Below are 19,410 nucleotides of genomic sequence, written 5' to 3'. Positions count from 1 at the left end.
ATTTAAAAATAGGTCGCAAGTCGGATGTTTTTTATGGTATAATAGACTAAACTGATAGTAACATGTAGCGAAAGGGGTAGGTACATGATTAAAATTTATACAGTCTCAAGTTGTACTAGCTGTAAAAAAGCAAAAACCTGGCTCAATGCCCACCAGTTAAGTTATAAAGAACAAAACCTTGGTAAAGAAGGAATTACGAGAGAAGAATTACTGGATATTCTAACCAAAACAGATAACGGAATAGCCAGCATCGTTTCATCTAAAAATCGCTATGCCAAAGCCCTTGGAGTGGATATTGAAGATTTGAGTGTCAACGAAGTCCTCAATCTGATTATGGAAACACCGAGAATTTTAAAGAGCCCAATCCTTGTAGATGAAAAACGCCTGCAAGTTGGCTATAAGGAAGATGATATTCGTGCCTTCCTACCACGCTCTGTCCGTAATGTAGAAAATGCAGAAGCACGTTTGCGTGCAGCTCTATAAACATCAAGGCTGGGAGCAACTCCCAGTCTTATTTTAATTTCAAAAAGAAAGAAGAAAGAAATGAAAAAAATAGTTCTTGTTAGTCTGGCTTTCCTTTTTGTCCTGGTTGGTTGCGGACAGAAAAAAGAAACTGGACCAGCTACAAAAACAGAAAATGATACGCTTCAGTCGGCATTGCCAGTTATTGAAAATGCCGAGAAGAATACAGTTGTGACCAAGACTTTGGTCTTGCCAAAGTCAGATGATGGTAGCCAGCAAACCCAAACCATTACTTACAAAGACAAGACTTTTTTGAGCTTAAGCATTCAACAAAAGCGTCCAGTCTCTGATGAGTTGAAAACTTATATTGACCAACATGGAGTGGAAGAAACTCAAAAAGCTCTTCTCGAGGCAGAGGAGAAGGATGAGGCCATCATAGAAGCTCGTAAATTAGCAGGATTTAAGCTTGAAACTAAACTATTGAGTGCAACCGAACTTCAAACAACGACTAGTTTTGATTTTCAAGTTTTGGATGTCAAGAAGGCTTCTCAGTTAGAATATTTGAAGAACATTGGTTTAGAAAGTCTCTTGAAGAATGAACCAAGCAAATATATTTCAGACAGATTGGCAAATGGCGCGACAGAACAATAGAAAATCCAAATAAATAGACTACCTGAATTGTAGAACGTAAGGAATTATGCTATAATGGTACTATTCTAAGGAAAGAGGGTGTTAGAATGGGATTTACTGAAGAAACAGTACGTTTTAAATTGGACGATTCCAATAAAAAAGAAATTAGCGAAACTCTGACTGATGTTTATGCTTCGTTGAACGATAAGGGCTACAACCCAATCAACCAAATCGTAGGTTACGTATTGAGTGGAGACCCTGCCTACGTTCCTCGTTATAATAATGCACGAAATCAAATCCGTAAGTATGAGCGTGATGAAATCGTTGAGGAATTGGTCCGCTACTACCTTAAAGGACAAGGAGTCGATCTATAACCTATGAGAATTATGGGATTGGACGTCGGTTCAAAAACGGTAGGGGTGGCTATTAGCGATCCGCTTGGTTTTACAGCTCAAGGACTTGAAATCATCCAAATCAATGAGGAGCAAGGTCAATTTGGTTTTGACCGCGTTAAAGAGTTGGTTGATACTTACAAGGTGGAACGATTTGTAGTGGGCTTGCCTAAAAACATGAACAATACAAGTGGACCGCGTGTGGAAGCTAGTCAAGCCTACGGAGCAAAGTTAGAAGAGCTTTTTGATTTACCAGTAGACTATCAAGATGAACGCTTGACAACAGTCGCCGCAGAGCGCATGTTGATTGAGCAAGCAGATATTAGCCGTAACAAGCGCAAGAAAGTCATTGATAAGTTAGCAGCTCAGCTGATTTTACAAAATTATTTAGATAGAAAATTTTAATACAAAGGAGAGGCTATGTCACACGATCATAACCACGACCACGAAGAACGTGAATTAATTACACTAGTAGATGAGCAGGGAAATGAAACCTTGTTTGAAATCCTTTTGACCATTGATGGAAAAGAAGAATTTGGTAAAAACTATGTTCTTCTAGTACCAGTTAACGCAGAAGAAGACGAAGACGGACAAGTTGAAATCCAAGCATACTCATTCATCGAAAACGAAGATGGAACAGAAGGCGAATTGCAACCAATCCCAGAAGACTCAGAAGACGAATGGAACATGATTGAAGAAGTCTTCAATAGTTTTATGGAGGAGTAAAAACGTCCGGGGGACGTTTTTAGCCTGACGCTAAAAATAAAAACCGTCAGTAAGTCTGGGAGACTGTATCAGCCCAACTCCCAGAAATTGGAAGAGTTGGAACGTCCGGGGGACGTTTTTAGCCTGACGCTAAAAATAAAAACCGTCAGTAAGTCTGGGAGACTGTATCACCCCAACTCCTAGAAATTAGAAGAGTTGGAATGTTCAGTGGATGTTTTACCCCACATTAAAATTTATAGTAGCTAGTGATTAGCTAACCAGGTAAGAGGTTGGGACGAAAATCCTGACCTCGTTTTTATTATCTATGGAATTTTGCTAGGTAATTGATTATACTTTTGTCGAGGAGAGGTATATGTTTGAAGTAGAAGAATGGCTTCATAGTCGGATTGGTTTGAATTTTCGATCAGGTTTGGGCCGAATGCAAGAAGCGGTGGATTTGTTAGGAAATCCTGAGAAGTCTTATCCTATTATCCATGTGACAGGGACTAATGGGAAAGGTTCTACCATTGCTTTTATGAGGGGAATATTTATGGGGCATGGAAAGAAAGTTGCGACCTTTACCTCCCCTCATATTGTCTCCGTCAATGACCGAATCTGCATTAATGGACAACCTATAGCAGACGCAGACTTTATCCGTTTAGCTGAGCAGGTCAAGGAGATGGAAAAGACGCTTCTGCAGACTCATGACCAGTTGTTCTTTTTTGAATTGCTGACCTTGATTGCTTTCCTCTATTTTAGGGAGCAAGAGGTGGATTTGGTTTTACTAGAAGTGGGAATTGGTGGCTTACTTGACACGACCAATGTGGTAACTGGAGAGCTTGCTGTCATCACCTCCATTGGGCTTGACCACCAGGAGACCTTGGGCGATAGTCTAGAAGCAATCGCAGAGCAGAAAGCTGGTATTTTCAAGACTGGTAAGAAGGCAGTGATTGCAAAATTGCCTTCAGAAGCTAGTCTTGTTTGTCAGAAAAAAGCCGAATCTTTAGCTGTTGACCTTTATCAGGCAGGCCAAGATTTTTCAATGCTGAATGGCGATTTTTCAAGTTCTTTACTAAATATTTCGCGGCTGAAAATAGGTTTAGAAGGAGCTTATCAGCAGGAGAATGCGGCCTTGGCGTTGCAAACTTTTCTTCTTTTTATGGGAGAAAGAAAGGAAGTTGTTGATGAGCAGGCTGTAAGACGAGCTTTGGAGAAGACCCATTGGGCTGGACGTTTGGAGCGTATTCGTTCTCATATCTACTTGGACGGTGCCCATAATCTCCCTGCCTTGACTCGCTTGGTTGAGTTTATCAAAGAAAAAGAGCAGGAAGGATATCGTCCTCAAATCCTATTTGGAGCCTTGAAACGGAAGGATTATCAAGGGATGTTGGCTTATCTAACTGAAAATTTGCCTCAGGTGGAACTCAAGGTGACCGGCTTTGACTATCAGGGTTCTTTAGATGAGACAGATATAACAGGTTACGATGTAATTCCTTCTTATCGCGAATTTATCAGCAGTTTCGAAGAAAGAGCCGATACCCAGGATTTGTTGTTTGTTACAGGATCTCTCTATTTTATCTCAGAAGTACGGAGCCACCTACTGACCCATGAGCAGATAAATTGACCTCCTTTTTGGAACTTGTTATACTAGGGGAACTATCAGTTAGAAGAAACATTCTCTACATTGGTAGCAGAAAGGAAATTCATCATGAAATTAAAAAGATTCACACTTTCTCTTGCTTCTTTAGCAAGTCTTAGTCTCTTAGTAGCTTGTTCACAAAGAGTTCAACAACCAGTAGTTCAATCGCAAACACAACAAACTCAACAATCACAAGCTGCTTTATCTTCTACAGAAAATACAAATCAGGCAGCGACAAGTTCTTCACAAAATGCGCCTGAGGCTCAACCAACTAATATTGATGGGACTTATACTGGTCAGGACGAAGGAGACCGTATCACTTTAGTGGTAACTGGAACAACTGGCACCTGGACACAGGTAGAAACTGATGGGGAACAAGAAATCAAGCAGGTTAGCTTCGACGCTGCTAATCAACGCATGATTATTGGTGATGATGCCAAGATTTATGCAATCAATGGCAATCAGATGATTATTGACGATATGGATAGAGACGCGTCTGATCGCATTGTTTTATCAAAATAGACTAGAAGGAGACTGGTTTTGTCAGTCTCTTTTGCTTTTACTCAGAAAAATGATTATAAATACTTGCCTTCTACCGAATACCTGCGTTATACTAGTATTAATTACCTGTTTTTAGCATTCATACTCTTCGAAAATCTCTTCAAACAACGTCAGCTTCCATCTGCAACCTCAAAACAGTGTTTTGAGTAACCTGCGACTAGCTTCCTAGTTTGCTCTTTGCTTTTCATTGAGTATCAAAATATCAAGGAGGGGATATGAAATATAGAAAATTTCAATTATTGATGTCCAAGTATGGTTTTAGTCTTTCGATTATGCTACTTGAACTTTGTCTTGTTTTTGGTCTCTTTCTTTATTTAGGGCGCATGGCCCCTATTCTATGGGTAATTGTCTTAATTTTTATGAGTATGGCGACTATTGTCGCAATTGTCAATCGCTCAATGGCGCCTGAAAGTAAAGTAATGTGGTTAGTGGTAACTTTTGTTCCTGTCATCGGCCCCTTGCTCTATCTGATGTTTGGTGAAAGACGATTATCCAAAAAAGAAATCAAGCAGTTGGACAAACTTGGTTCTATGCATTTTCGGGAGGATAACAGTAAAGCTCTCCGCCAGAAATTGAAGGAAGAGGATAAGGCTGCTTACGGAGTTATCAAATCTTTGTTAAGTATGGATAGTAACGCCGATGTCTATAATCGAACAGACTCACAATTCTTTTCTTCGGGTGAAAGCATGTGGCAACATATGTTGGAAGACCTCAAGAAAGCTGAGAAATTTATCTTTCTAGAGTACTATATTGTCGAAGAAGGTCTGATGTGGAATAGCATACTAGATATACTAGAGCAAAAGGCAGCTCAGGGTGTAGAGATCAAGATGCTCTATGATGATATCGGCTGTATGGCGACTTTGCCTGGAGATTATACTATTCAGCTTCGTAGTCGAGGAATTGAAGCCCATAAATTTAACAAGGTGATTCCTCGCTTGACGGTGGCTTACAACAATCGGGACCATCGGAAAATCCTTGTCATAGATGGTCAGGTAGCCTATACAGGAGGGATTAACTTAGCCGATGAGTACATCAATCATGTAGAACGCTTTGGCTACTGGAAGGACAGTGGGATTCGCATAGATGGCCCTGGTGTCAAGGCTCTAACCCGTCTCTTTTTGATGACTTGGTACATCAATCGTGGGGAAATCAGCGATTTTGACCAGTATCACCTGGAAAATCAACCTCGTTCTGGCCAAGGGATCTGCATTCCTTACGGTAGTGGACCCAAGCCCATATTCCGTACCCAGGTAGGGAAAAAAGTCTATCAAAGTTTGATTAATCAGGCTACTGATTCAGTCTATATCACAACGCCCTATTTGATTATTGACTATGATTTAACTGAGAGTATTAAAAACGCGGCCATGAGGGGTGTTGATGTCCGCATCGTGACTCCTTTCATTCCGGATAAAAAATTGATCCAACTCATCACAAGAGGGGCCTATCCGGATCTTTTGTCAGCAGGAGTCAGGATTTTTGAGTATAGTCCAGGCTTTATCCATAGTAAACAAATTTTAGTGGATAAGGATTTTGCTGCAGTTGGAACCATTAACTTAGATTATAGAAGTTTGCTTCACCACTATGAAAATGCAGTCTTGCTATATAAAACAGAATCAATTGCTGAGATTCAAAAAGATTTTCGGGAGATTTTTTCATCATCGCAAGAAATTTTCCCTCATACGATAAAAAATAGCTGGTATCAAAAATTGATTAAGGAAATTGCCCAGTTATTCGCCCCTATCTTATAAGAAATCTAGGACTGAGGACACAAACCAGTCCTCTTTTTCTTGCTTTTTACGAATAGAAAGATATAGGGAGGGACGATGCTGACTCAGAAAGAATTGGATTATATCATGTCATTTAAACAGACGCATTTACACCGATTTCGGGAAATTGAAACCTTTGTGAAACTATGCAAAAAATCGCTCAAACAGCCATCGCAAGCTGACAATTTTAGGTCTTTTTGATATACTAAGACAGATAAATTGAATAGGAGAAACGACATGGCTGTATATGGCAGAATAGAAGAAGTATCCAAAACGATACAGAGTAATGAGATTGAAAATAGATTGGATAGGAACCTTGAATCTCATGTAGAAAAAGAAGAACAGGTAGCTTTCCCGTTTTTCAGACTCATCATTGGAAGTACGATTGCAACGGTTTTTTCTGTGGTGCTACCTTTACTTTTAGATATGGTAAGTCCCTCTCAGGCGCAGGATTTGTATATAGGGTGGGCTTTACATCAGGGAGGACAGCTTTACAGTAGCTATTATGCAAGTCACGGTCTTATTTATTACTTGCTACTTTACATCACCCAAGGAGGCATCCTTTTTGCCTTGGTAGAATGGCTAGCCCTCTTAGGAGGAGGTTACTTCCTCTTTTCTTCAACTGACTATCTGACGGGACAAAGGGAACAAGCCAAGCAACTCCTAACCATATTTTATATTTTGGTATCCGGTCTCGGTTTTGGCGGAGGATATGCTACGATTTTAGCTTTGCCATTTCTGTTTGCAGGATTTTCGTTCATAGCAGCTTATCTATCAACTCCTAACCATGACAAGGGATTTCTACGTCTGGGGATTTTCTTGGCCCTATCATTTTTCATAGAGCCTCTTACAAGTCTTCTCTTTATTGCAGTAGTAACAATTGGTTTGTTTGTCTTTAATGTTGGGCATGGTCGCCTTGCTCATGGAGTTTATCAGTTTTTTGCAGCAGCACTTGGCTTTTCTCTCATTTTTTACCCAGTAGGATATTATGTTCTTGCTTCAGGTGGCTTTGGAGAAGCTCTAGGAAGTCTTTTATATCCGATTGATTCCCTTCAGGTCTTTATCAATCCCCAACTAATGGATAATGTTCTATTCTATGGTTTGTTGACCTTTGGTTTAGGAGCTCTCTTCCTTGTTTTTCTAGGTTTGTTCCAATCAAAGGCATCAAGATTATATGTTATTTCAGTACCAGCTAGTTTTGCTTTCATATTTGTATTAGCCTTGTTGCTTTTTTCTCAAGAACCTCTTCACGGTTCGTGTTTGATTCTAATCCTTCCATTTTTACTCCTTCTTTTGATGACCAGTATTCGTGGGAAACATTCAGCTAGAGGAGATCGTCGTCGGAGAAGAGAAGAAGCTCCTACTTTATGGAAAAAATTTATGAAGGGGAATCTCTACTTACCTATCCTAGTGGTGGTTTATCTGATTGCAATTCCTTTTGTGGCTCGTTTTGTTTTGCATCCAGCTTCTTATAGAGAACAACATCAAGTAGTAGACAGAGTCAAACAAGAGACGAGTGATGGTGACCAAATCTATATTTGGGATTCTCATGTTCAAATGTATAAAGAAAGTCAGCGTTTGGCTGGATCCATGTTCCCATCACCTCTTCTTTATACGAATACAGAAGAAAATAAAACTACCTTGATTCATGACTTGAAAGAAAACCAACCTAAGGTGATTGTGGTAAACGACAAGGTGGCTCTCTGGTCTGAGGCGGAGACACTCTTAAAAGAAAATTATCAACAAGTAAAGACTGATTATTCAGAGTTTAAAGTCTATAAAATCAAATAGCCAAATCAATATCTTGTGTATTTTTAAAAATTTTAGGATTTTTAACACAAGATATTGATTTTTATTTTTTAGAGGGGTATAATACTTTTTAGAAAGAACATTTTAGAAACGAGGATGTATATGATTGCACTAGAAGAAAAAATTACAACTTTAGCAACCCTCTTCGTTGAAAAACGAGATGGGAGACGTGTTGCATTTGATGTGGACAAGATTGACAAGGCTATCCACAAGGCGGCAGACAAGGTTATGGATGTGACACCCTTGGTCGAAAAACGCCTAAATGCTTTGACCGAGCGAATTGTCACAGAAATTCATAGTCGCTTTCCACAGGGGGTTAAGATTTACGAAATTCAAAATATCGTAGAACATGAACTCCTTGAAGCCAAAGAATATGCGCTAGCTGAGGAGTATATCACTTATCGGACACAGAGGGATTTTGAGCGCTCAAAAGCGACAGATATTAACTTTAGTATCCATAAGCTTCTCAATAAAGATCAGGCAGTTGTCAATGAAAATGCTAATAAGGACAGTGATGTCTTTAATACCCAGCGTGATTTGACAGCAGGGATTGTTGGGAAATCAATCGGACTGCAAATGCTTCCTAAGCACGTAGCCAATGCCCACCAAAAGGGGGATATCCACTATCACGATTTGGACTACAGTCCTTATACCCCTATGACCAACTGCTGTTTGATTGATTTTAAAGGTATGTTGGAAAATGGTTTTAAGATTGGAAATGCAGAGGTAGAAAGTCCCAAGTCTATCCAGACTGCGACAGCTCAGATTTCCCAAATCATCGCCAACGTTGCTTCTAGCCAGTACGGTGGCTGTTCAGCTGACCGTATCGATGAAGTCTTGGCTCCTTACGCAGAGAAGAATTACCAAAAACACCTCAAAGATGCAGAAGAATGGGTCTTGCCTGAAAAACGGGAAGATTACGCTTGGAAGAAAACGCAAAAAGACATCTATGATGCCATGCAATCTCTTGAGTATGAAATCAATACTCTCTTCACTTCAAATGGGCAAACACCTTTTACTTCGCTCGGTTTTGGTCTGGGAACCAATCGTTTTGAGCGTGAAATTCAAAAAGCTATCTTGAACATCCGAATCAAGGGCCTTGGTTCAGAACATCGAACAGCTATCTTCCCTAAACTTATCTTCACGCTTAAAAGAGGACTCAACTTAGAGGAAGGGACACCCAACTACGACATCAAGCAGTTGGCTCTAGAGTGCGCAACCAAGCGGATGTATCCAGACGTCTTGTCTTATGATAAGATTGTTGACTTGACAGGTTCTTTCAAAGTTCCTATGGGTTGTCGTTCTTTCCTTCAAGGATGGAAAGACGAGAATGGCGTAGAAGTCAATTCAGGTCGGATGAATCTAGGCGTTGTGACGGTCAATCTTCCTCGCATCGCCCTCGAGTCTGATGGTGACATGAATAAGTTCTGGGAAATCTTCAACGAGCGTATGAATATCGCTGAAGATGCTCTTGTTTACCGTGTCGAACGCACTAAAGAGGCGACACCAGCCAATGCTCCTATCCTTTATCAGTACGGTGCTTTTGGCCATCGTCTAGGTAAAGAAGAAAGTGTTGACCAGCTCTTTAAGAATCGTCGGGCAACAGTTTCGCTGGGCTATATCGGTTTGTATGAAGTAGCGACTGTTTTCTTTGGTAACAGCTGGGAAAGCAATCCAGATGCTAAGGAATTCACGCTAGACATCATTCGCGATATGAAACGCCGTGTAGAAGAGTGGTCTGACCAATATGGCTATCATTTCTCTATCTACTCAACACCATCTGAAAGTTTGACAGATCGTTTCTGCCGACTAGATACAGAGAAGTTTGGCTCTATTCCTGACATCACAGACAAGGAATACTACACCAATTCTTTCCATTATGATGTTCGTAAAAATCCAACACCGTTTGAAAAATTAGACTTTGAGAAAGTCTATCCAGAAGCAGGTGCGTCAGGTGGTTTTATCCATTATTGTGAGTATCCAGTCCTTCAGCAAAATCCTAAGGCTCTGGAAGCTGTTTGGGACTATGCCTACGACCGTGTAGGTTATCTAGGCACTAATACTCCGATTGACCGTTGCTACAAGTGTGACTTTGAAGGGGATTTTGAACCAACTGAAAGAGGATTTGCTTGTCCAAACTGTGGCAATAGCGACCCTAAAACAGTAGATGTGGTCAAACGAACTTGTGGCTATCTAGGTAATCCTCAAGCAAGACCTATGGTCAACGGCCGTCACAAGGAAATCGCTGCGCGTGTCAAACATATGAATGGCTCAACGATTAAAATAGCTGGACATCAAGTAACAAATTAGAAAGAAATGAAATGGGAAAATATCAATTAGATGATAAGGGGCGCGCACAAGTGACCCGTTATCACGAGAAACACTCTAAAGGTGGAGCTGGTAAGAAAGAACGCTTGCTCAACCTCAGAGAACAATTTTTAAACAAGAATAAGAAAAAATAAAAGTGAGAGTCAGCTCTCGCTTTTCTCTTAGTGGGAGGTAAGGATGGAATTACGCAGACCGACAATAGTAGATAAGAAGGCTGTTATAGACATGATGGAGGAATTTGAAAAATATCAGTCGCTTCACGACGGTGGTTTCTGGGATACAGAGAACTTTGTGTATGAAGAGTGGTTGGAAACAAATATGCAAAAAGAGATGGGAATAAACTTGCCTGAAAATCGTGTTCCTTCTATTCAATTTGTATCATTTGATGATGTAGGCCGTGCTCTAGGATTTTTGAATCTGCGATTGAGACTGAATGAGGGTTTATTGAATTATGCTGGTCACATTGGCTACTCCATTCGTCCATCAGAAAGAGTCAAGGGTTATGCTAAGGAAACTCTCCGTCAGGGCTTGCAAGTTGCTAAGGAAAAGAACATCAAGAGAACGCTTGTGACCTGTAGCGTGAATAATCCTGCTAGCAGAGCAGTCATTTTAGCAAATGGTGGGCTCCTTGAGGATGTTCGTAATGGAGTCGAGCGTTATTGGATAGAGGTAGCGAATGAATAATCCAAAACCACAAGAATGGAAAAGCGAAGAACTCAGTCAAGGGCGGATTATTGATTACAAGGCCTTCAACTTTGTAGATGGAGAGGGTGTGCGTAACTCCCTCTATGTATCAGGTTGCATGTTTCACTGCGAGGGATGTTATAATGTTGCGACTTGGTCTTTTAATGCTGGCATTCCTTATACAGCAGAATTAGAAGAACAGATCATGGAAGATCTCGCTCAACCTTATGTTCAAGGCTTGACTTTATTAGGAGGAGAACCCTTCCTTAATACAGGAATCCTTTTGCCACTCGTGAAACGTATCCGGAAGGAATTGCCAGACAAAGACATCTGGTCCTGGACGGGCTATACATGGGAAGAAATGTTGTTGGAAACTCCAGATAAACTGGAACTCTTATCATTGATTGACATTCTTGTCGATGGACGATACGATCGAACTAAGAGAAATCTCATGCTCCAGTTTCGAGGTTCTTCCAATCAACGAATTATCGATGTGCAAAAATCTCTCAAAAGTGGGCAAGTAGTGATTTGGGACAAGCTTAATGACGGAAAAGAAAGCTATGAACAGGTGAAGAGAGAGTAACTTTCTTCCATAAAATACTTAAATAAATGACCCACCAAAAAAGAAAACATTTTCATGTTAAAAATTTTAAAAAAACAGCAACAAATCCCTTGCAATCGCAGGGGCTTTGTGTTATTCTATTATGGTGCTGTAAATTACAGCCTTAGCTTTGATGCAAGAGGTTGCGACACGCTCGGTTGCATTGCCACGCAACACCGCGTCGGTTTTCTTGTGGAGCTAGCCTATTATCTTAAATAGACGAAAAGGAGAAAAAGATGGCAAACAAAAAAATCCGTATCCGTTTGAAAGCTTACGAACACCGTACGCTTGACACAGCGGCTGCAAAAATCGTAGAATCAGCTACTCGTACAGGTGCACAAGTTGCGGGTCCAATCCCACTTCCAACTGAGCGTAGCCTCTACACAATTATTCGTGCGACTCACAAATACAAAGACTCTCGCGAACAATTTGAAATGCGTACACACAAACGTTTGATCGATATCGTTAACCCAACTCAAAAAACAGTTGATGCTTTGATGAAATTGGATCTTCCAAGTGGTGTAAACGTAGAAATCAAACTTTAATCTAAAATATAAAAGAGCAGAGGCTGGTGTTTCAATTTAATTGAACACGGGCTAAACTCGGTGTGAAAAAGATAAACTTCCTAGTGTCTGTTAGACACTGCGTCAGTTTCCTATTTTCACTTTGAGTTTGACGCCCTTTGTATCTTAGACTTGAGCATGAAAAACGCTCGTTAAAAACTTTTTGAATAAAAAATATAGAAAAGGAACTATTTTCTCATGACAAAAGGAATCTTAGGGAAAAAAGTGGGAATGACTCAAATCTTCACTGAAGCTGGCGAATTGATCCCTGTAACAGTTATTGAAGCAACTCCAAACGTTGTTCTTCAAGTTAAAACTGTTGAAACAGACGGATACAACGCTATCCAAGTTGGTTTCGATGACAAACGCGAAGTATTGAGCAACAAACCTGCTAAAGGACATGTAGCGAAAGCTAACACGGCTCCTAAGCGCTTCATTCGTGAATTCAAAAACGTTGAAGGCTTGGAAGTTGGTGCTGAAATTACAGTTGAAACATTCGCAGCTGGAGACGTTGTTGACGTAACTGGTACTTCTAAAGGTAAAGGTTTCCAAGGTGTCATCAAACGCCACGGACAATCACGTGGACCAATGGCTCACGGTTCTCGTTACCACCGTCGTCCAGGTTCTATGGGACCTGTTGCACCTAACCGCGTATTCAAAGGTAAAAACCTTGCAGGACGCATGGGTGGCGACCGCGTAACAATTCAAAACCTTGAAGTTGTACAAGTTGTTCCAGAAAAGAACGTTATCCTTATCAAAGGTAACGTACCAGGTGCTAAGAAATCTCTTATCACTATCAAATCAGCAGTTAAAGCTGGTAAATAATAAAGAAAGGGGAAATCAGTCACAATGGCAAACGTAACATTATTTGACCAAACTGGTAAAGAAGCTGGCCAAGTTGTTCTTAACGATGCAGTATTTGGTATCGAACCAAATGAATCAGTTGTGTTTGATGTGATCATCAGCCAACGCGCAAGCCTTCGTCAAGGAACACACGCTGTTAAAAACCGCTCTGCAGTATCAGGTGGTGGACGCAAACCATGGCGTCAAAAAGGAACTGGACGTGCTCGTCAAGGTTCTATCCGCTCACCACAATGGCGTGGTGGTGGTGTTGTCTTCGGACCAACTCCACGTTCATACGGCTACAAACTTCCACAAAAAGTTCGTCGCCTAGCTCTTAAATCAGTTTACTCTGAAAAAGTTGCTGAAAACAAATTCGTAGCTGTAGACGCTCTTTCATTTACAGCTCCAAAAACTGCTGAATTTGCAAAAGTTCTTGCAGCATTGAGCATCGATTCTAAAGTTCTTGTTATCCTTGAAGAAGGAAATGAATTCGCAGCTCTTTCAGCTCGTAACCTTCCAAACGTGAAAGTTGCAACTGCTACAACTGCAAGTGTTCTTGACATCGCAAATAGCGACAAACTTCTTGTCACACAAGCAGCTATCTCTAAAATCGAGGAGGTTCTTGCATAATGAATTTGTATGATGTTATCAAAAAACCTGTTATCACTGAAAGCTCAATGGCTCAACTTGAAGCAGGAAAATATGTATTTGAAGTTGACACTCGTGCACACAAACTTTTGATCAAGCAAGCTGTTGAAGCTGCTTTCGAAGGTGTTAAAGTTGCCAACGTTAACACAATCAACGTAAAACCAAAAGCAAAACGTGTTGGACGTTACACTGGTTTTACTAACAAAACTAAAAAAGCTATCATCACACTTACAGCTGATTCTAAAGCAATCGAGTTGTTTGCTGCTGAAGCTGAATAATCTAAGGAGGAAATATCGTGGGAATTCGTGTTTATAAACCAACAACAAACGGTCACCGTAATATGACTTCTTTGGATTTCGCTGAAATCACAACAAGCACTCCTGAAAAATCATTGCTTGTTGCATTGAAGAGCAAGGCTGGTCGTAACAACAACGGTCGTATCACAGTTCGTCACCAAGGTGGTGGACACAAACGTTTCTACCGTTTGGTTGACTTCAAACGTAACAAAGACAATGTTGAAGCAGTTGTTAAAACAATCGAGTACGATCCAAACCGTTCTGCAAACATCGCTCTTGTACACTACACTGACGGTGTGAAAGCATACATCATCGCTCCAAAAGGTCTTGAAGTAGGTCAACGTATCGTTTCAGGTCCAGAAGCAGATATCAAAGTCGGAAACGCTCTTCCACTTGCTAACATCCCAGTTGGTACTTTGATCCACAACATCGAGTTGAAACCTGGTCGTGGTGGTGAATTGGTACGTGCTGCTGGTGCATCTGCTCAAGTATTGGGGTCTGAAGGTAAATACGTTCTTGTTCGTCTTCAATCAGGTGAAGTTCGTATGATTCTTGGAACTTGCCGTGCTACAGTTGGTGTTGTCGGAAACGAACAACATGGACTTGTAAACCTTGGTAAAGCAGGACGTAGCCGTTGGAAAGGTATCCGCCCAACAGTTCGTGGTTCTGTAATGAACCCTAACGATCACCCACACGGTGGTGGTGAAGGTAAAGCACCAGTTGGTCGTAAAGCACCATCTACTCCATGGGGCAAACCTGCTCTTGGTCTTAAAACTCGTAACAAGAAAGCGAAATCTGACAAACTTATCGTTCGTCGTCGCAACGAGAAATAATATTAAACTAGTCGCTTAAGCAACTAGTAAATCCGCCAGCTCGGTAGCGCTCCATAAGAGCGCAAGCCGCTGTGGTACAACATTTAAAGGAGAAAATATAAAAATGGGACGCAGTCTTAAAAAAGGACCTTTCGTCGATGAGCATTTGATGAAAAAAGTTGAAGCTCAAGCTAACGACGAAAAGAAAAAAGTTATTAAAACTTGGTCACGTCGTTCAACGATCTTCCCAAGTTTCATTGGTTACACTATCGCAGTTTATGACGGACGTAAACACGTACCTGTTTACATCCAAGAAGACATGGTAGGTCACAAACTTGGTGAATTTGCACCAACTCGTACTTACAAAGGTCACGCTGCAGACGACAAGAAAACACGTAGAAAATAAGGAGAACATAAATGGCAGAAATTACTTCAGCTAAAGCAATGGCTCGTACAGTACGTGTTTCACCTCGTAAATCACGTCTTGTTCTTGATAACATCCGTGGTAAAAGCGTAGCCGATGCAATCGCAATCTTGACATTCACTCCAAACAAAGCTGCTGAAATCATCTTGAAAGTTTTGAACTCAGCTGTAGCTAACGCTGAAAACAACTTTGGTTTGGATAAAGCTAACTTGGTAGTATCTGAAGCATTCGCAAACGAAGGACCAACTATGAAACGTTTCCGTCCACGTGCGAAAGGTTCAGCTTCACCAATCAACAAACGTACAGCTCACATCACTGTAGCTGTTGCAGAAAAATAAGGAGGTAACATCGTGGGTCAAAAAGTACATCCAATTGGTATGCGTGTCGGCATCATCCGTGATTGGGATGCCAAATGGTATGCTGAAAAAGAATACGCGGATTACCTTCATGAAGATCTTGCAATCCGTAAATTCGTTCAAAAAGAACTTGCTGACGCAGCAGTTTCAACTATCGAAATCGAACGCGCAGTAAACAAAGTTAACGTTTCACTTCACACTGCTAAACCAGGTATGGTTATCGGTAAAGGTGGTGCTAACGTTGATGCACTCCGTGCGAAACTTAACAAATTGACTGGAAAACAAGTACACATCAACATCATCGAAATCAAACAACCTGATTTGGATGCTCACCTTGTAGGTGAAGGAATTGCTCGTCAATTGGAGCAACGTGTTGCTTTCCGTCGTGCACAAAAACAAGCAATCCAACGTGCAATGCGTGCTGGAGCTAAAGGAATCAAAACTCAAGTATCAGGTCGTTTGAACGGTGCAGATATCGCCCGTGCTGAAGGATACTCTGAAGGAACTGTTCCACTTCACACACTTCGTGCAGATATCGATTACGCTTGGGAAGAAGCAGATACTACATACGGTAAACTTGGTGTTAAAGTATGGATCTACCGTGGTGAAGTTCTTCCAGCTCGCAAAAACACTAAAGGAGGTAAATAACCAATGTTAGTACCTAAACGTGTTAAACACCGTCGTGAATTCCGTGGAAAAATGCGCGGTGAAGCAAAAGGTGGAAAAGAAGTAGCATTCGGTGAATACGGTCTTCAAGCTACAACTAGCCACTGGATCACTAACCGCCAAATCGAAGCTGCTCGTATCGCCATGACTCGTTACATGAAACGTGGTGGTAAAGTTTGGATTAAAATCTTCCCACACAAATCATACACTGCTAAAGCTATCGGTGTGCGTATGGGATCTGGTAAAGGGGCACCTGAAGGTTGGGTAGCACCAGTTAAACGTGGTAAAGTGATGTTCGAAATCGCTGGTGTATCTGAAGAGATCGCTCGCGAAGCGCTTCGTCTTGCTAGCCACAAATTGCCAGTTAAATGTAAATTCGTAAAACGTGAAGCAGAATAAGGAGAAGGCATGAAACTTAATGAAGTAAAAGAATTTGTTAAAGAACTTCGTGGTCTTTCTCAAGAAGAACTCGCGAAGCGCGAAAACGAATTGAAAAAAGAATTGTTTGAACTTCGTTTCCAAGCTGCTACTGGTCAATTGGAACAAACAGCTCGCTTGAAAGAAGTTAAAAAACAAATCGCTCGTATCAAAACAGTTCAATCTGAAGCGAAATAATAGACTAGGGAAGGAGAAATTTCAATGGAACGCAATAATCGTAAAGTTCTTGTTGGACGTGTTGTATCTGACAAAATGGACAAGACAATCACAGTTGTAGTTGAAACAAAACGTAACCACCCAGTCTATGGTAAACGTATTAACTACTCTAAAAAATACAAAGCTCATGATGAAAACAATGTTGCCAAAGAAGGCGATATCGTACGTATCATGGAAACTCGCCCGCTTTCAGCTACAAAACGTTTCCGTCTTGTAGAAGTTGTTGAAGAAGCGGTCATCATCTAATCAAACCTGAAAGGAGAAAACTGAAATGATTCAAACAGAAACTCGTTTGAAAGTCGCAGACAACAGCGGTGCTCGCGAAATCTTGACTATCAAAGTTCTTGGTGGTTCAGGACGTAAATTTGCAAACATCGGTGATGTTATCGTGGCATCTGTAAAACAAGCTACTCCTGGTGGTGCGGTTAAAAAAGGTGACGTTGTTAAAGCAGTTATCGTTCGTACTAAATCAGGTGCTCGTCGTGCTGATGGTTCATACATCAAATTTGACGAAAACGCAGCAGTTATCATCCGTGAAGACAAAACTCCTCGCGGAACACGTATCTTTGGCCCAGTTGCACGTGAATTGCGTGAAGGTGGCTTCATGAAGATCGTGTCACTTGCTCCAGAAGTACTTTAATTTTTAGAAACAAACTAGTCCCCTGGATTTACCTCCAGGGTGCCCTTATGGGCGTAAGAAAAATCAAGGAGAAACCTAATGTTTGTAAAAAAAGGCGACAAAGTTCGCGTAATCGCTGGTAAAGATAAGGGAACAGAAGCTGTTGTCCTTACTGCCCTTCCAAAAGTAAACAAAGTTATCGTTGAAGGTGTTAACATCGTTAAGAAACACCAACGTCCAACTAACGAACTTCCTCAAGGTGGTATCATCGAGAAAGAAGCAGCTATCCACGTATCAAACGTTCAAGTTTTGGACAAAAATGGTGTAGCTGGTCGTGTTGGTTACAAATTTGTAGACGGTAAAAAAGTTCGCTACAACAAAAAATCAGGCGAAGTGCTTGATTAATCACGAAGGAAAGGAGAAGTATAATGGCAAATCGTTTAAAAGAAAAATATCTTAATGAAGTAGTTCCTGCTTTGACAGAACAATTCAACTACTCATCAGTGATGGCTGTGCCTAAAGTAGATAAGATCGTTTTGAACATGGGTGTTGGTGAAGCTGTATCAAACGCTAAAAGCCTTGAAAAAGCTGCTGAAGAATTGGCACTTATCTCAGGTCAAAAACCACTTATCACTAAAGCTAAAAAATCAATCGCCGGCTTCCGTCTTCGTGAAGGTGTTGCGATCGGTGCAAAAGTTACCCTTCGTGGTGAACGTATGTACGAATTCTTGGATAAATTGGTTTCAGTTTCACTTCCACGTGTACGTGACTTCCACGGTGTTCCAACAAAATCATTTGATGGACGCGGAAACTACACACTTGGTGTGAAAGAACAATTGATTTTCCCAGAAATCAACTTCGATGACGTTGACAAAACTCGTGGTCTTGACATCGTTATCGTAACAACTGCTAACACTGACGAAGAGTCACGTGCATTGCTTACAGGCCTTGGAATGCCTTTTGCAAAATAATATAGGAGGTAAATCTAATGGCTAAAAAATCAATGATTGCTAAGAACAAACGTCCAGCGAAGTTCTCTACTCAAGCTTATACTCGTTGTGAAAAATGTGGTCGTCCACATTCAGTTTACCGCAAATTTAAACTTTGCCGTGTTTGCTTCCGTGAATTAGCTTACAAAGGACAAATCCCAGGCGTTACCAAAGCATCTTGGTAATATCATGATACGAAGAGCGTAACAACCACAGCAAAAATAGGAAATTTGGTGTAGGAGCGATGCTCCAAAACAAATTTATCTTTTTTGCACAGGTTGTAGCTCGTGTTCAAATAAGAGTTTTCTCATTTGAATGTATCAATACTATCTGAGCCTAGCTCAATCATTAACTAGCAAGTGCAACTTGCAAACTACTAGTAAGAGGAGAAAAACAAAATGGTTATGACTGACCCAATCGCAGACTTCCTAACTCGTATTCGTAATGCTAACCAAGCTAAACACGAAGTACTTGAAGTACCTGCATCAAACATCAAAAAAGGGATTGCTGAAATCCTTAAACGCGAAGGTTTTGTAAAAAACGTTGAAATCATCGAAGATGACAAACAAGGCATCATCCGTGTATTCCTTAAATACGGACCAAATGGTGAAAAAGTTATCACTAACTTGAAACGTGTTTCTAAACCAGGACTTCGTGTCTACAAAAAACGTGAAGACCTTCCAAAAGTTCTTAACGGACTTGGAATTGCTATCCTTTCAACTTCTGAAGGTTTGCTTACTGATAAAGAAGCACGCCAAAAGAATGTTGGTGGAGAAGTTATCGCTTACGTTTGGTAAAATCAAGATACAAAGCTCGTAAAGAACAAAGCAAAATTAGAAAGTTGGAGAAGTTTGTTTACAAACAAGCCAACTTATCTATTTTGCACAGTTCTTAGAGCGTGTTCAGTTCAGCTCTTGAACTAAATAAGTATCTGAACCCCGTGAAAACTGGCCATTCTGGCCT

At 40.8% G+C, this 19,410-nt stretch carries 29 protein-coding genes; all 29 read left to right on the top strand.

Features of this window, described 5'->3' with window-relative positions; all coding sequences use genetic code 11:
* Positions 1 to 84: 84 nt before the first annotated feature.
* The 29 genes from spx to rpsH all read left to right on the top strand — a co-directional run bounded on the left by spx (position 85) and on the right by rpsH (position 19,244).
* Positions 85 to 483: a transcriptional regulator Spx gene (gene spx / locus STYK_RS09555; protein WP_000591165.1), complete on the top strand. Its 399-nt coding sequence runs from the start codon at positions 85 to 87 to the stop codon at positions 481 to 483.
* Between the two features lie 60 nt (positions 484 to 543).
* Complete coding sequence (locus STYK_RS09550) at positions 544 to 1,113, top strand: SP0191 family lipoprotein (RefSeq protein ID WP_084888291.1); 570 nt, start codon at positions 544 to 546, stop codon at positions 1,111 to 1,113.
* An 86-nt stretch (positions 1,114 to 1,199) separates the two neighbouring features.
* Entirely contained in the window at positions 1,200 to 1,466 is a 267-nt protein-coding gene (locus STYK_RS09545; RefSeq protein WP_000507059.1) for an IreB family regulatory phosphoprotein, read from the top strand.
* Between the two features lie 3 nt (positions 1,467 to 1,469).
* Positions 1,470 to 1,889, top strand: coding sequence for a Holliday junction resolvase RuvX (ruvX, locus tag STYK_RS09540; protein WP_033628869.1), 420 nt, complete (start codon positions 1,470 to 1,472; stop codon positions 1,887 to 1,889).
* Between the two features lie 15 nt (positions 1,890 to 1,904).
* Positions 1,905 to 2,210 carry a DUF1292 domain-containing protein gene (locus STYK_RS09535; protein WP_000017620.1) on the top strand — a complete coding sequence of 102 codons (306 nt, stop codon included), beginning with the start codon at positions 1,905 to 1,907 and terminating at the stop codon, positions 2,208 to 2,210.
* A 352-nt stretch (positions 2,211 to 2,562) separates the two neighbouring features.
* Positions 2,563 to 3,813: a bifunctional folylpolyglutamate synthase/dihydrofolate synthase gene (locus tag STYK_RS09530; protein WP_084923791.1), complete on the top strand. Its 1,251-nt coding sequence runs from the start codon at positions 2,563 to 2,565 to the stop codon at positions 3,811 to 3,813.
* Positions 3,814 to 3,897: 84 nt separating this feature from the next.
* On the top strand, positions 3,898 to 4,350 hold the full coding sequence (locus STYK_RS09525) for an SP_0198 family lipoprotein (protein ID WP_153208748.1): 453 nt from the start codon (positions 3,898 to 3,900) through the stop codon (positions 4,348 to 4,350).
* A gap of 254 nt (positions 4,351 to 4,604) precedes the next feature.
* Positions 4,605 to 6,137: a cardiolipin synthase gene (gene cls, locus STYK_RS09520; RefSeq protein WP_227325500.1), complete on the top strand. Its 1,533-nt coding sequence runs from the start codon at positions 4,605 to 4,607 to the stop codon at positions 6,135 to 6,137.
* 255 nt (positions 6,138 to 6,392) lie between these two features.
* Positions 6,393 to 7,946, top strand: a complete 1,554-nt coding sequence (locus STYK_RS09515; RefSeq protein WP_049510973.1) for a hypothetical protein — start codon at positions 6,393 to 6,395, stop codon at positions 7,944 to 7,946.
* A 120-nt stretch (positions 7,947 to 8,066) separates the two neighbouring features.
* Positions 8,067 to 10,274 (top strand): anaerobic ribonucleoside-triphosphate reductase, encoded by a 2,208-nt coding sequence (gene nrdD / locus STYK_RS09510; protein ID WP_185761571.1) that lies wholly within the window; start codon positions 8,067 to 8,069, stop codon positions 10,272 to 10,274.
* Between the two features lie 11 nt (positions 10,275 to 10,285).
* Positions 10,286 to 10,426 (top strand): hypothetical protein, encoded by a 141-nt coding sequence (locus STYK_RS09505; RefSeq protein ID WP_000521618.1) that lies wholly within the window; start codon positions 10,286 to 10,288, stop codon positions 10,424 to 10,426.
* A 43-nt stretch (positions 10,427 to 10,469) separates the two neighbouring features.
* Positions 10,470 to 10,976: a GNAT family N-acetyltransferase gene (locus STYK_RS09500; protein WP_084923788.1), complete on the top strand. Its 507-nt coding sequence runs from the start codon at positions 10,470 to 10,472 to the stop codon at positions 10,974 to 10,976.
* A complete protein-coding gene (gene nrdG, locus STYK_RS09495; RefSeq protein WP_045612364.1) occupies positions 10,969 to 11,559 on the top strand; it encodes an anaerobic ribonucleoside-triphosphate reductase activating protein in 591 nt (196 codons plus the stop codon). Before STYK_RS09500 ends, nrdG begins: the two co-directional genes overlap by 8 nt.
* 254 nt (positions 11,560 to 11,813) lie before the next feature.
* Entirely contained in the window at positions 11,814 to 12,122 is a 309-nt protein-coding gene (rpsJ, locus tag STYK_RS09490) for a 30S ribosomal protein S10 (protein WP_001284513.1), read from the top strand.
* Positions 12,123 to 12,338: 216 nt separating this feature from the next.
* Positions 12,339 to 12,965: a 50S ribosomal protein L3 gene (gene rplC / locus STYK_RS09485; RefSeq protein ID WP_000160197.1), complete on the top strand. Its 627-nt coding sequence runs from the start codon at positions 12,339 to 12,341 to the stop codon at positions 12,963 to 12,965.
* A 24-nt stretch (positions 12,966 to 12,989) separates the two neighbouring features.
* A complete protein-coding gene (rplD, locus tag STYK_RS09480) occupies positions 12,990 to 13,613 on the top strand; it encodes a 50S ribosomal protein L4 (RefSeq protein ID WP_000024537.1) in 624 nt (207 codons plus the stop codon).
* Complete coding sequence (locus STYK_RS09475; RefSeq protein WP_001055347.1) at positions 13,613 to 13,909, top strand: 50S ribosomal protein L23; 297 nt, start codon at positions 13,613 to 13,615, stop codon at positions 13,907 to 13,909. Before rplD ends, STYK_RS09475 begins: the two co-directional genes overlap by 1 nt.
* Before the next feature lie 17 nt (positions 13,910 to 13,926).
* Positions 13,927 to 14,760, top strand: a complete 834-nt coding sequence (gene rplB / locus STYK_RS09470; protein WP_261804942.1) for a 50S ribosomal protein L2 — start codon at positions 13,927 to 13,929, stop codon at positions 14,758 to 14,760.
* A 103-nt stretch (positions 14,761 to 14,863) separates the two neighbouring features.
* Positions 14,864 to 15,145, top strand: coding sequence for a 30S ribosomal protein S19 (gene rpsS / locus STYK_RS09465; protein ID WP_000533766.1), 282 nt, complete (start codon positions 14,864 to 14,866; stop codon positions 15,143 to 15,145).
* A gap of 11 nt (positions 15,146 to 15,156) precedes the next feature.
* Positions 15,157 to 15,501: a 50S ribosomal protein L22 gene (rplV, locus tag STYK_RS09460; RefSeq protein ID WP_000818137.1), complete on the top strand. Its 345-nt coding sequence runs from the start codon at positions 15,157 to 15,159 to the stop codon at positions 15,499 to 15,501.
* A gap of 12 nt (positions 15,502 to 15,513) precedes the next feature.
* On the top strand, positions 15,514 to 16,167 hold the full coding sequence (gene rpsC, locus STYK_RS09455; protein WP_000529936.1) for a 30S ribosomal protein S3: 654 nt from the start codon (positions 15,514 to 15,516) through the stop codon (positions 16,165 to 16,167).
* 3 nt (positions 16,168 to 16,170) lie between these two features.
* Positions 16,171 to 16,584 (top strand): 50S ribosomal protein L16, encoded by a 414-nt coding sequence (gene rplP / locus STYK_RS09450; protein WP_000960946.1) that lies wholly within the window; start codon positions 16,171 to 16,173, stop codon positions 16,582 to 16,584.
* Between the two features lie 9 nt (positions 16,585 to 16,593).
* Positions 16,594 to 16,800: a 50S ribosomal protein L29 gene (gene rpmC / locus STYK_RS09445; protein ID WP_000772918.1), complete on the top strand. Its 207-nt coding sequence runs from the start codon at positions 16,594 to 16,596 to the stop codon at positions 16,798 to 16,800.
* Between the two features lie 24 nt (positions 16,801 to 16,824).
* Positions 16,825 to 17,085 (top strand): 30S ribosomal protein S17, encoded by a 261-nt coding sequence (rpsQ, locus tag STYK_RS09440; protein ID WP_000440801.1) that lies wholly within the window; start codon positions 16,825 to 16,827, stop codon positions 17,083 to 17,085.
* 25 nt (positions 17,086 to 17,110) lie between these two features.
* Positions 17,111 to 17,479: a 50S ribosomal protein L14 gene (rplN, locus tag STYK_RS09435; protein ID WP_000616545.1), complete on the top strand. Its 369-nt coding sequence runs from the start codon at positions 17,111 to 17,113 to the stop codon at positions 17,477 to 17,479.
* A gap of 78 nt (positions 17,480 to 17,557) precedes the next feature.
* Positions 17,558 to 17,863, top strand: a complete 306-nt coding sequence (gene rplX / locus STYK_RS09430) for a 50S ribosomal protein L24 (RefSeq protein WP_000497691.1) — start codon at positions 17,558 to 17,560, stop codon at positions 17,861 to 17,863.
* A 23-nt stretch (positions 17,864 to 17,886) separates the two neighbouring features.
* Positions 17,887 to 18,429: a 50S ribosomal protein L5 gene (gene rplE / locus STYK_RS09425; RefSeq protein WP_000013542.1), complete on the top strand. Its 543-nt coding sequence runs from the start codon at positions 17,887 to 17,889 to the stop codon at positions 18,427 to 18,429.
* 17 nt (positions 18,430 to 18,446) lie between these two features.
* A complete protein-coding gene (locus STYK_RS09420) occupies positions 18,447 to 18,632 on the top strand; it encodes a type Z 30S ribosomal protein S14 (protein WP_001085697.1) in 186 nt (61 codons plus the stop codon).
* Between the two features lie 213 nt (positions 18,633 to 18,845).
* Positions 18,846 to 19,244, top strand: a complete 399-nt coding sequence (gene rpsH / locus STYK_RS09415; protein WP_000245504.1) for a 30S ribosomal protein S8 — start codon at positions 18,846 to 18,848, stop codon at positions 19,242 to 19,244.
* Positions 19,245 to 19,410 lie beyond the last annotated feature (166 nt).

Source organism: Streptococcus toyakuensis (genome assembly GCF_024346585.1).
Taxonomy (GTDB): Bacteria; Bacillota; Bacilli; order Lactobacillales; family Streptococcaceae; genus Streptococcus; species Streptococcus toyakuensis.
This window is presented reverse-complemented; position numbering and strand designations above follow the sequence as displayed.